11 protein-coding genes are annotated in these 12,271 nt (G+C 60.5%); 6 read left to right on the top strand and 5 right to left on the bottom strand.

Annotated elements, in window-relative coordinates; translation table 11 throughout:
- The first annotated feature begins 84 nt into the window (after positions 1 to 84).
- From C2L64_RS43220 to C2L64_RS43205, 4 genes are read left to right on the top strand one after another with little or no spacing between them, the layout of a single operon-like run.
- Positions 85 to 1,146 carry a porin gene (locus C2L64_RS43220; RefSeq protein WP_009770043.1) on the top strand — a complete coding sequence of 354 codons (1,062 nt, stop codon included), beginning with the start codon at positions 85 to 87 and terminating at the stop codon, positions 1,144 to 1,146.
- A gap of 14 nt (positions 1,147 to 1,160) precedes the next feature.
- Positions 1,161 to 2,522, top strand: a complete 1,362-nt coding sequence (locus tag C2L64_RS43215; RefSeq protein WP_009770044.1) for an MFS transporter — start codon at positions 1,161 to 1,163, stop codon at positions 2,520 to 2,522.
- A gap of 34 nt (positions 2,523 to 2,556) precedes the next feature.
- On the top strand, positions 2,557 to 3,546 hold the full coding sequence (locus C2L64_RS43210) for a substrate-binding domain-containing protein (RefSeq protein ID WP_009770045.1): 990 nt from the start codon (positions 2,557 to 2,559) through the stop codon (positions 3,544 to 3,546).
- 13 nt (positions 3,547 to 3,559) lie between these two features.
- Positions 3,560 to 4,480, top strand: coding sequence for an alpha/beta hydrolase family protein (locus C2L64_RS43205; RefSeq protein ID WP_009770046.1), 921 nt, complete (start codon positions 3,560 to 3,562; stop codon positions 4,478 to 4,480).
- Between the two features lie 67 nt (positions 4,481 to 4,547).
- Here the strand turns inward: C2L64_RS43205 and C2L64_RS43200 are convergent, their stop codons facing one another.
- Positions 4,548 to 5,186 (bottom strand): GNAT family N-acetyltransferase, encoded by a 639-nt coding sequence (locus C2L64_RS43200; RefSeq protein WP_009770047.1) that lies wholly within the window; start codon positions 5,184 to 5,186, stop codon positions 4,548 to 4,550.
- Positions 5,187 to 5,379: 193 nt separating this feature from the next.
- Here C2L64_RS43200 and C2L64_RS43195 point away from each other — a divergent pair, with 193 nt between their 5' ends.
- Positions 5,380 to 6,345 carry a GlxA family transcriptional regulator gene (locus tag C2L64_RS43195; protein WP_009770048.1) on the top strand — a complete coding sequence of 322 codons (966 nt, stop codon included), beginning with the start codon at positions 5,380 to 5,382 and terminating at the stop codon, positions 6,343 to 6,345.
- A 72-nt stretch (positions 6,346 to 6,417) separates the two neighbouring features.
- Here C2L64_RS43195 and C2L64_RS43190 read toward each other — a convergent pair whose 3' ends face one another.
- From C2L64_RS43190 to C2L64_RS43175, 4 genes are all read right to left on the bottom strand, one after another.
- Positions 6,418 to 7,359 (bottom strand): ABC transporter substrate-binding protein, encoded by a 942-nt coding sequence (locus tag C2L64_RS43190; RefSeq protein ID WP_007739666.1) that lies wholly within the window; start codon positions 7,357 to 7,359, stop codon positions 6,418 to 6,420.
- Positions 7,360 to 7,454: 95 nt separating this feature from the next.
- Positions 7,455 to 8,480, bottom strand: a complete 1,026-nt coding sequence (locus C2L64_RS43185; protein WP_009770049.1) for an ABC transporter permease — start codon at positions 8,478 to 8,480, stop codon at positions 7,455 to 7,457.
- Between the two features lie 19 nt (positions 8,481 to 8,499).
- On the bottom strand, positions 8,500 to 10,011 hold the full coding sequence (locus C2L64_RS43180) for a sugar ABC transporter ATP-binding protein (RefSeq protein ID WP_009770050.1): 1,512 nt from the start codon (positions 10,009 to 10,011) through the stop codon (positions 8,500 to 8,502).
- 45 nt (positions 10,012 to 10,056) lie between these two features.
- Positions 10,057 to 10,818, bottom strand: coding sequence for a GntR family transcriptional regulator (locus C2L64_RS43175; RefSeq protein WP_007739671.1), 762 nt, complete (start codon positions 10,816 to 10,818; stop codon positions 10,057 to 10,059).
- Between the two features lie 150 nt (positions 10,819 to 10,968).
- Here C2L64_RS43175 and C2L64_RS43170 point away from each other — a divergent pair, with 150 nt between their 5' ends.
- On the top strand, positions 10,969 to 12,267 hold the full coding sequence (locus C2L64_RS43170) for an L-fuconate dehydratase (protein ID WP_009770051.1): 1,299 nt from the start codon (positions 10,969 to 10,971) through the stop codon (positions 12,265 to 12,267).
- Positions 12,268 to 12,271 lie beyond the last annotated feature (4 nt).

Below are 12,271 nucleotides of genomic sequence, written 5' to 3'. Positions count from 1 at the left end.
CCCGGCATCGCGCGTGCCGCCATGCCGGGCGGACAAGCCGAATCAACACATACACACGAATACAAAAACTTTGGAGACACTTTAGTGAAGAGACGCCACACTCTCGCCGCGTTCGGCCTGACATGCGCCGCCACCTCCTGCGCGTATGCGCAAGGTTCGGTGACGCTCTATGGCATCACCGATGTCGGCGTCGAAGTCGCCAATCACGTGCCCGGTCCGAACGGCACGTCCGGCACGGTTGTACGCATGGAGTCCGGCAGCCTTGCCGGTTCGCGCTGGGGCTTGCGCGGCACAGAAGACCTCGGCGGCGGCCTGAAGACCATCTTCGTGCTGGAGAACGGTTACTCGATCAATAACGGAACGCTTGGGCAGGGTGGCCGCCTGTTCGGGCGCAAGGCGTATGTCGGGCTGAGTACGCCGTATGGCGACGTGACGCTTGGCCGGCAATACAACCTGCTGTATGACCTGATGTACGTGTACGACCCGCTTCAGTTCAATCCGAGTTATTCGGCTCAAGGTTACGATGCAACCCTTGTGGGGCGTGCCGACAATGCGGTCCGGTATACGGCGCGTTTCGCCGGCGTGACTCTCGCGGCGCTGTATAGCACCGGGTTCGATTCGACGATCCCCAACGGCGCGCAGGTGCCGGGCCATTCGAAGGTCGGGCGCGAATACAGCTTCGCGCTGCAGTACGCAAACGGCTCTGCCAACGTTGGCGTTGCCTATGATCAGATGCAAGGGACTTCGATCGCCACGCAAGATGCCACGCAGATGCGCGTGGTCGGCGGTGCGACCTATACGTTCGGACCTGTGCGGGCGTATGTCGGAACGCGCTGGCTCAACATCCGTAACACTACGGCGCTGCAAGGCTCGCTGCTGTACTGGCTGGGCGCGTCGTGGCAGCCCACCTCGCCGCTGATCTTTTCGCTTGGCGGGTATCAGGAGCGCATTCATGGCACGGGACAAAAGGCCACCAGCGGCGTGCTGCTGGCTGACTACTTTCTGTCCAAGCGCACGGATCTCTACGCCGAAGTATCGTACGTCACCAACTCGAACGGGCTGAACGTCGGTGTGCGCGCGACGGGCGACGTGACGACGGGCGGCACCCAGACAGGTGCCACGGTCGGCATCAAACATACCTTCTGACAGTGGAGAACATCATGGCCCAACACAAAGTGTCGATGCCTGCGGGGCGCATCGACGTTCGCCAGGAACTGGAGGAAGCGCCGCTTGGCGGCTTTCACATCCGGCTCGGCGTCCTGATCTCGATGATCCTGCTGTTCGACGGCTACGACCTGTACAACTCGGCGTATATCGTCCATTACGTGGCAGGTCCGTGGGGACTGTCGCCGACGCGCATCGGCATCATGCTGTCGAGCGGGTTGGCGGGATTCGCCGCGGGCTCAGCCGTCAGCGGGCTGCTCGGCGATCGCTTCGGGCGTCGCAGCATTCTGCTGCTCGGCTGCTGGGGCTCCGGCGTGATGAGTCTGGCGATCGCGCTGTTCGCGCACAGTCTCGCGTCATACATCGCGTTGCGCGTGACGATGGGGCTGGCGCTCGGGCTGCTGATGCCGCTCGCGATCACCTATATCAACGAGATCGCGCCGAAGCGTTCGTCGAATGTGTTCACGAGCCTGTTCTTCTCGCTTGGCTGGGTGAGCGGCTCGTCGTCGGCAGGATTGATCGCGGCGTGGCTGACGCCGCATTACGGCTGGCAGAGTCTCTATTACGTCGGCGGCGTCGCGCTCGTGTTCGCGCTTGCGATTCAATTGTGGTTGCCCGAATCGCCGCGCTTTCTGGCCAGCCGCGGACGTTGGGAAGAGGTCAAGCCGTTGCTGTATCGCTTGCGTCCGGACCGCGCAGCAGCCTACGACGCGGGCCAGTTCGCCACGGGCGGCGCGATCTCGCACAGAAGTCCGCTTGGTCTGCTGCTGTCGCGCGACTACCGGCTGCGCACGTTGAGCTTCTGGGCCGCCGGCGCGTTGAGCCTGTTTTCGGCCTACGGCCTGTCGGGCTGGCTGCCGACCATCATGCTCAAGCGCGGCGAGAACCTGTCGTCGAGTTTCGCGTATGGTTCGCTGTTCGCGGGCATGGCTGTGGCGGGCGGACTGATCTCGGGGTTTATCGCTGACCGCGTCGGCGATCGCCGTCGCGTGATCTCGGCGTCGTACGTGCTCGGCGCAGCGATGGTCGCGCTGCTCGCCTGGGCGACCGACCGCACCACCACGCTGATTGCGGTCGCTGGCGCGGGCGCTTTCGTCGTCGGCTCGCAGATCGTGCTCAACAACCTGGTTGCAGCCACTTACCCGACTGAAATGCGCGGCACGGGCGTCGGCGTGTTCCTGGGGCTGTCGCGTATCGGCGCGATGTTCGGGCCGGCCGTGGCGGGTGTTTTGCAGCAGTGGTCGGGCGGACCGGGCATCATGTTCGCAGCGATCGGCGCCGCGGTGCTGATGACAGCGATGCTGGTGCTGACCGTTGGTCCATCGCAGCCGCATGTGGTTGTCACCAATGCACACTGAGGCCCACTGAACTTTCGTTTCAAAGAGAACCATTATGTCGAGATTAACGCTCAGCCTCGCTGTCAGCGACTATGACCATGTGCGCGACCTGGTAAGCGGGCGCGTGCAACCCGAAGGCATCGAACTGGTGCCGTCGGTGCTCAATGTCGAAGAGATCTTTTATCGCACGACGCATTTCCAGGAGTGGGACATTTCGGAAATGTCATTCGGCAAGTATTCGTCGCTGCGCTCGCAGGGCGATGACCGGCTCGTCGGATTGCCCGTGTTTCCGTCGCGCTCGTTCCGCCAGTCGTCGCTGTATGTGCGCCGCGATGGCCGCGTCCAGCGTCCCGAGGATTTGCGCGGCAAACGCATCGGCATTCCCGAGTGGGCGCAAACGGCCGCGATCTACTCGCGCGGCTGGATTGCCCATTCGCTCGGTATTCCGCTGTCCGAAATCGAATGGGTGCAGGGCGGCGTAAATCAGGCGGGCCGCAAGGAGAAGGTGAATGTGCGCGTGCCTGAGGGCGTGTCGTATCGTTCGGAGCCCGAGCGCTCGCTGACGTCGCTGCTGCTCGACGGCGAGATCGACGCCGTCCTGAGCGCGCGTCCGCCCGAGCCGGGCCACGAACGCGCGGATGAGATCGTGCGGCTCTTTTCGCGCTTTGCCGACACGGAACGCGAATACTACGAGGAGACGCGCATCTTCCCGATCATGCATCTGATCGTGTTGCGCCGCGAGACGTTTGAAAAGCACCGGTGGATTGCGGGCAATCTGTTGAAGGCGTTCGAGGAAGCCAAGCGCAATAGCCTTTACCGGCTGAGCGATATCACGTGCTCGCACTTCCCGCTGCCGTGGATGCCGACGCGTGTTGCCGAAGCACAGGCGCTCTTCGGCGCGGACATCTGGCCGTACGGACTGGAGCCGAATCGCACGACGCTCGAGGCTTTCCTGAAGTTCGGCTATGAACAGGGCGTGTGCCATCGACTGCTCAAGCCGGAGGAACTGTTTCCGGCCGAAACCCTCAGTGCGGTCCGCGTGTGATTTTGGACGACCGATGATCACGCTTCAGAAAACGGGCAGTTTCTTCGTCGGCGGACGGCGCGTGAACGTCACGGGGCAAGCGCCGTATCGCGTCACGCTGTCGTCGACGTCGACGCGTGACTACGATCCGAACGGCACGTACTGGATTGAAGCGGCCTACGTGCAGTACTTTCTGCAGGCCACGCCGCGCTATGCGGTGCCGCTCGTGCTGATGCATGGCGGCGGCCTGACGGGCGCGATGTGGGAAGACACGCCGGACGGCAGGCCTGGTTGGCTTCAGCGGCTACTCGAAGCGTGTGTGTCGGTGTATGTGGTGGACAACGTCGAACGCGGGCGCGCTGGCTTCTGCGTGCTCGACGGTATCTGGCCCGACCGACCGTTATCGCGCAGCGACGAGGAATCCGCGACGATCTATCGCTTTGGATATGCCGGTCACCGCTTTCCGCTCGACGCGATGCAAGGCCTGTCGGCGCAAACCGTGCCGCGCTGGCCGGGCACGCGTGCGCTGCAAAGACAGGCGTTGATCGATGTGGTGCGGCGTATCGGACCGTGTGCCTTGCTCGGTTTCAGTCAGGGCGGCGGTCTCGTATTCGATGCAGCCGACGCGGCGCGCGATCTCGTGTGCGCCTGCGTCGCGCTCGAACCGCACGGTGTCCCTGCTTCGTTCGATGCCGGTTTGCCGGGCACGCCCGCACTCGTCGTGTTCGGTGATTTCATCGAAGAGGACGAAGCGTGGCGTGCTCACGCGGCTCGCGCGAGTGCGTCGATCGATGCCTGGAATGCGGCGGGCGGAAAAGGCGAGCGTATCGATCTGCCCACGCTCGGCATGCGCGGCAACACGCACATGATGATGATGGATGAGAACAGCGACGACGTATTGCGTGTCGTGCTCGACTGGCTGGATCGATGCGCGGGGATGCGTTTGATGCGTTGATTGAAACAGCACGCAGCGAACTACGAGAAAATCGCGGCGACATACACCGCGATTCCGAACTTGATCTTCACGCCGCGAACCGAACGAGGCGCACGCCCGGCAACGCGATCTGATGCGTCCACGCGGCCAGCGTACGCGCAACGACGGGCGCTTTACTGAGAATCGCGCTGTCGTACATCTTGCCTGTGAAGCGGATCGCGTCGACGATGCGGAAGCCCTGCCCGCGATAGAAGGCAACGAGATGCGCAGCCGGATACGGCGTATCGAGCGCCAACTCCGCATAACCGCGCGTCGCGGCCCAATGCTCGGCAAACGCCAGCATAGATTTACCGATGCCGCGGTTTTGCCACGAAGGATCGATAGCCAACTGGCGAATCGTCGCGACATCCTGCCGGTGATAATGCTCGCAGAGCGAGTCGCTGTCGCTCGCATAAAGCGTCATCGTGCCGATGATCTTTCCACCACTGACCATCACGAAGCAGTCGCCAGTTTGAGCGCGTCTCATCGTGACGGCCACATCCTGATCCACACATGTGCAGTTCAACCCCATCATGCCAAGCCGCGCAAACGCGCGATGCAGCATTGTCGTGAGTTGCTCGTACGAGTCGCGCGACGGATCGAAGCGTCGTAGCACCACGCTGCCGCTGCTCCGCTCGCTATAAGCGAGGGGCGTGTGCTTTCCGATTGTCGCGCGTCGTTCCGACATTGTGTCTCTCCGGGCTTCCTGACTTGTGTGAAGTCTAGAATTGGCTATTACGGGCCACAAGAAAAAATGTCGTAAAAAACGTGAGGTTCTCTTTGCGCCCGCGCGCGAAAACTGCGCGCGGTGGCGATCAACATGGCCATCAGCCGGAAAAAGCGGTATCGTCGCATATGACAACGTTAGGGTCATTTACGCCATGCGCATTACCGTGCTCGCACTCGATGGACTGTTCGATACAGGGCTCGCCGTTACGCTCGACGCGCTCGGCGCCGCGAACAAGCTCGCTTCCCGCATGATGGGCGGAACGCCGAAATTCAACGTCACGGTCGTGGGTGTGCGCAAGCGCGTGCGCTCAGGGCAGGGTTTCACGATTCCCGTGCAGGCGATCACACCGGACCTGAAGCCGGACTGGGTCATCGTCCCCGCGCTCGGCAAGACGACGCCGGACGAATTGATTCCCGCGCTGGATCGAGCGGACGTGAAGCAGGCCACCGCACAATTGCTGAAATGGCGTGCTGAAGGCGCCTTGATCGCCGCTTCGTGTATCGGCACGTTTCTGCTCGCCGAAGCCGGTCTGCTCGATCATCGCGAAGCGACGTCGACCTGGTCGCTCGCGCCGCTCTTCAGGCAACGCTATCCGAAGGTCTCGCTCGACGAATCGCGCATGCTCGTCGCAACCGATATCGGCGTGACGGCGGGCGCCGCATTAGGGCATCTCGACCTCACGCTCTGGTTGATCCGCAAGGCGAGTCCGGAACTGGCGACGCTCGTTTCGCGCTACCTGTTAGCCGATATCCGCTCATTGCAGGCGCCGTACATCATTCCCAATCATCTGGCGCTGGCGGACCCGTTGATGCAGCGTTTCGAACGATGGGCGCGGGATCATCTGAAGGAGGGTTTCTCGCTGCAGGACGCCGCCGGCGCACTGGCGACGAGCGCGCGCACGTTGCAGCGCCGCTGCCAGGAAGTGCTGGGGAAATCGCCGCTCGCGTACTTTCAGGACTTGCGCGTCGAGCGCGCGCAATCGCTTCTACACGGCAGCGGTCTCGATCTCGAAGCGATTGCGGCTGAAGTGGGTTATGTCGACGGTGCGACGTTGAGAACGCTGTTGCGCCAGCGTTTGGGAAGGGGCGTGCGTGAGTTGCGCGCGGACTTGCGCTAATAGCGACGTGTGCGGCGTTCGATAAAAATGAAAGAGGAAGGTCCGAAGCCTTCCTCTTTCATCGCACGCTACTTAGTCATAGAGTACAGCAGCGATCTTCGGATCATTTATGTTCGTCTTGTCGTACCAGTAAAAGCCGGTATCGACTTTCTTCGGCAGCTTCTCGCCCTTGAGCGCTTTCACGGCCGAGTCGATCACGCATTTGCCGATGCCCACCGGGTTTTGCGTAATCGCGCCCGCCATCAGGCCGGACATGATGTCCTCTTTCTGTTCCTTGCCTGAGTCGTAGCCGATCAGCACCAGCTTCTTGCCCGATTCCTTCACGCCGATTGCCGCGCCTTCCGCCGAACCTTCGTTGGCGCCGAAAATGCCCTTGATGTTCGGATTGGCCTGAATCATCGCCTTGGCAATTTCCGCCGACTTCAGGTGATCACCGCCACCGTATTGCACCGAAACGATCTTGACGTTCGGATGCTTCGACTTCATTTCGTTCAGGAAGCCGTCGCGCCGGTCGATGCCCGTGCGGCTCGTCTGGTCGTGCACGATGACACCGACTTCGCCCGAATTGCCGATCATCCCGGCCATCTTGTCCGCGGCGAGCGCAGCGGCTGCGAGGTTATCCGTCGCGCACGTCGTCAGCGGAATATCGCTGTCGACGCCAGAGTCGAACGCGATGACGGGAATCTTGCTGGACTGCGCACGCTTGAGCAACGGAATGGCCGCCTTGCTGTCGAGCGCGGCAATGCCGAGTGCCTGCGGTTTCTTCGCGAGTGCAGCCGATAACATGTCGATCTGTTTATCGACCATTGCCTCCGTTTCCGGGCCTTCGAACGTGATACGCACGTTGTTTGCCTTCGCGGATTGCTCCGCGCCCGATTTCACGGCCTGCCAGAACTGATGCTGGAAGCCTTTCGAAATGAGCGGAATGTAGGGCTCGTCCGCGTACGCCAGGTTGCTCGCCCCGACGAGTGCGCCGACACCGATCGCGATACTGAGTACTTTTCTTTTCAACATGGGGTTTCTCCTCCTAAGGTGGGCTATTAACCTCCAGCCGTTGAGAGAGCCTTTCGGTACTCTCCTTTCTTTGATTTCTCTTGTCGTGTGCAGGCTCAGCGCTTTCGGCGTCGCAAGATATCGGCGTACACGGCGAGAATGATGATGAGACCTGTCACCACGATCTGCCATTCCTGTGCAACCGACATGATGCGCAAGCCGTTGGTCAGCACACTCATGATGAATGCGCCGATGATGGTGCCGAGTATCGTGCCCGAGCCGCCACTCAACGACGTGCCGCCAATCACCACAGCCGCAATCGCTTCCAGTTCGTAGCCCTGGCCGAGGGCCGGTTGCGCCGAATTCAAACGCGATGCGATCAGCAATCCAGCGATGCCACAAATCGCACCGCCCAGGCCGTAAATCGCGATCTTCCATCTGTCGACGTTCACGCCCGACAGACGCACGGCTTCTTCATTGCTGCCGAGTGCGAACGTATAGCGGCCGAGCGCCGTGCGATTGAGTGTGATGGAACTCACGATGGCAAGAACGAACAGAATAAGGACGGCATTCGGTACGGGCACGCTGGGCAGGAAATATGCGATCAGAGAATCCTGCGAGATCATGTAGAAGTTCTCTGTATCGGTGAAATAGATTGGTTTATCGACCGACACGACGAGCGAAAGCCCTTTGAGCAGCAGCATCATGCCCAGTGTGGCAATGAACGGCGGTATTTTCATTTTCGCCGTCAACGTGCCCGAAATCGTGCCGCACAGTGCGCCCGTCGCGATGGCGGCGAGCACGCCCATCCACATCGGCAAATGCCAGTAGGTCAGGAACACGCCGCAGATGACAGCCGTAAACGTCATCAACGTGCCGACGGACAAATCGATGCCGCCCGTGATAATGACGAAAGTACTGGCAATGGCCAGCACGCCATTGACGGCCGTCGCCTGCAGAATGCCGAGGATGTTGTCCATCTGCATGAAGGCGGGCGACGTGAAGCTGAAAAAGATCAGCAGCAATATCAGGCTTGTGAACGCGAGCAGCTTTTGCAAAGCCGTCGGCGAGAAGAGACGGGCTCTGAAACCCGATAATCTTCCTTCGTTGGACAGTGCCGCTGTATCCGATTGCGATGTCATTGATCCGACCTCTTCAGGCTCATGCTGTTTTCAAGGATTCGCGCTGCGTCGCGAGATGCATGATGCTTTCCTGCGTGGCCTCGCTGGCAGAAAGCTCGCCAGTGATACGGCCTTCGCACATCACCACGATACGGTCGCTCATGCGCAGAATTTCCGGCAATTCCGACGAGATCATTACGATGGCCTTGCCTTGCGCTGCGAGCGAGCGCAACAGCTTGTAGATCTCGCTCTTTGCGCCGACATCGATGCCGCGCGTCGGTTCGTCGAAGAACAGTACGTCGCAGTCGCGCTCCAGCCATTTCGCAATGACGATCTTCTGCTGGTTGCCGCCCGACAGCAGCCTGACAGGTTGTGTCGGGGAAGGCGTGCGGATCGCGAGCAGATTGATGAAATGCGAAGCTCGCTTGCGTATCTGGGCGCGGCGGAGAAACACACGCAGCGACAGGAACTTGCCGAGATCCGACATCACGATGTTCGATTCGACATCCATGCCTGTTGCAAGGCCGAAGCGTTTGCGGTCTTCGGAGAGATAGCCGATGCTGTGCGCGACGGCATTGCAGGGTCTTTTGATGAGCGCCTTTACGCCTTTCACGAAAATATCGCCTGACTCGATCGGGTCCGCGCCGAATACCGCTCGCGCGACTTCCGTGCGGCCCGCGCCCATCAGGCCTGCAAAGCCCAATATCTCGCCTTTGCGCAGCGTGAAGCTCACGTCCCTGACGAGTGGGCCGGCGTTCAGATGCTTCACTTCGAGCGCGATGTCGCCCGTGCATTCGGCGCCTTGATACGGTGTGACGTCGGCGAGCGTTCGGCCCACCATCATGCCGATGATCGCGGGCACGGTGGTGTCGGCCGTCGACACAGTGGCCACATATTCACCATCGCGCATCACGGTGACGCGGTCGGAGATCTGCTTGAGCTCATCCATCTTGTGCGAGATGTAGATGACGCCGACGCCGCGTTCCTTCAGTTGACGGATGATACGGAACAGCTCGGCAATCTCCGCGTCGTTCAGCGCGGAGGTCGGCTCGTCCATGATGAGCACGCGCGAATCGAACGACAGCGCCTTCGCGATCTCGACCATCTGCTGGCTCGCGACCGTGAGCGACTCGACGACGGTGCGCGGATCGAGATTCACATGCATGCGCGCGAGGATCTCGCGAGCCTGCGCGTTGAGTTTGTCTTCATCGAGAAACAGGCCCAGGCGTCCGCGCGGCTCGCGGCCAATGAACATGTTCTGCGCGACGGTCAGATGATTCATCAGCTGAAGTTCCTGATGAATGATGCCGATGCCTGCCGCCTGTGCTTCGCGTGGGCTGGTGAAATCGACGGGCTTGCCGTCGTAGAGCATTTCGCCGGAATCGCGCGTGTACACGCCGGCGAGAATCTTCATCAGCGTGGACTTGCCTGCGCCGTTCTCGCCCATCAACGCATGCACTTCCCCCGCCATGAGTTCGAACTGCACTTCGTGCAGCGCCCTCACGCCCGGAAAGCTCTTGTTGAGCTTGCTGACGGAAATGAGTGGAGTCATGGCGCGGCAGTCATGCAAAGAGAAGCCAGAGACATTGCCTTGTCCTTAAGGTGCGAAAAGATCTGGTCTTTCTTTCGCGGACCGGTGCAATTCGGCGACCACCTCGTCGAGATGATCGTGCATTGCTTTTGCAGCCGTATCGGCGTTTCCCACGCGGATCGCCGCGAATATGCGCTCGTGCTCGTCGAGCGTATGCGCGAGCCGCTCCGGACTTGCTAACAGTTGTCTTGCGCGATCCAGTGCATTGCGCGATACAGCGACGATTTCCTTCACACGCGGCAAATTCACCGCGTCGAGCATGATTTCGTGAAAAGCCAGATCGAGTACATGAAACGTCAAGCGCTCTCCGTTGCCGGCTACGTCGCGCTGCTGATCGAGATTGACTGCGAGCGCGTCGATTGTCGCGCTGTCACGCATCAGCGCGACGGCGCGCACGGTTTCGACTTCCAGCGCGCTGCGTATGAACAGATGCTGGCTTATGTCGTGAAGCGCAATGGGTTTGACGCGTGTGCCGCGCTGCGGCAAAACTTCGACGAGGCCTGCATGCTCGAGCCGCGCCAATGCAGCGGAAACCGGAAAGCGCGATACGCCCATGCGCTCGCACACGGCCAGCTTGTCGATCATCATTCCGGGTTCCAGCACCAATGTCACGATCGCTTCTCTCAGCGCAAGTTCCACCGCGTCGGTCAGGCTGCCACGCTCGCCGCCTTTGACCTTTTGCAGTGCGACATACGGATTACTGGCGGCATTCGCTACATCTGACGAAGAGCTCACGGCACGCTTGATTTCCAGAAGACATGCTAGCATGCTAGGAAGTGGATTGAGCGTTGTCAACGCGTGCAAACGCCTGGTAGGTCTTATCAGGGTGTACCCGGATCTACTGTTTTGACGAACGCACCAGGCGGTTCCTCTTCGCTAGCAGGTCAATGCCGGTAGCCATCCCTGGAGGGTGCTCAGATGACCACGATCACGAGGCTGTCCGTTCGCGATATTCGTTTCCCCACTTCCCGTTCGCTCGATGGCTCCGACGCAATGAATGCCGCGCCGGACTATTCCGCCACGTATGTCACGCTCGAAACCGATTCGCCGCAACAGCTCACGGGCCACGGACTGACCTTTACGATCGGGCGCGGCAATGAAATCTGTGTGACAGCGGTGAATGCGTTGACGCCGCTTATCGTCGGCAAAAAGCTCGAAGATATCGTTGCGAATATGGGGGCATTCTGGCGCGCCTTTACTTCGGATAGTCAGTTGCGCTGGATCGGTCCCGACAAAGGTGCAATTCATCTGGCGACGGCCGCTGTCGTGAATGCCGTGTGGGACCTGTGGGCGAAATCGGTTGGCAAGCCCGTGTGGAAGCTGCTCGTCGACATGAGCCCGGAAGAACTCGTGCGCTGTCTGGACTTTCGTTACGTGACGGACGCGATCACGCCTTACGAAGCGCTGGCGCTGCTGAATCGGCACGCGAAGACTAAAGGCGAACGCGAAAAGGAAATGCTAGCGCAAGGCTATCCGGCGTATACGACTTCGGCGGGCTGGCTCGGTTACGACGACGACAAGATCCGCCGGCTCGCGCGCGAAGGCGTCGCGCAAGGGTGGACGCATTTCAAGCAGAAAGTTGGCGGCAATCTTGAAGAAGATGTAAGACGCGCCCGCATCCTGCGTGAAGAGATCGGCGAGAACCTGAAGCTGATGATGGATGCGAATCAGGTGTGGGATGTCGATGAAGCCGTCGCGAACATGCGGCGTCTCGCGGAGTTCGATCCATGGTGGATCGAAGAGCCGACAAGTCCCGACGATGTGCTCGGTCACGCGGCCATTCGTCAGCGGCTGGGATCGATCGGTGTGGCGACGGGTGAGCATTGTCAGAACCGCGTGATGTTCAAGCAGTTGCTGCAAGCTAAGGCAATCGATTTCTGCCAGGTCGATAGTTGTCGTCTGGGCGGACTGAATGAAGTACTCGTCGTGCTGCTGATGGCGGCGAAGTTCGGCGTGCCCGTATGTCCGCATGCGGGCGGCGTCGGATTGTGCGAGTACGTGCAGCACATTTCGCTATTCGACTATATCTGCGTGTCAGCGTCGCTGGAAAACCGCGTGCTCGAATATGTCGATCATCTGCACGAGCATTTCGTCGATCCCGTTGTTATTCGCAATGGCCGCTATATGCCGCCGCAAAAGCCGGGATACAGCATCGAAATGAAGGCGCCGTCACTCGAAAAATATGTCTTCCCCGATGGCGAGGCATGGCAGCCTTGAGGCC

The sequence above is a fragment of the Paraburkholderia hospita genome, from assembly GCF_002902965.1.
Lineage (GTDB): Bacteria > Pseudomonadota > Gammaproteobacteria > Burkholderiales > Burkholderiaceae > Paraburkholderia > Paraburkholderia hospita.
Note: the sequence above shows the minus strand (reverse complement) of the source record. Positions and strands in the feature narration are given on the sequence as shown.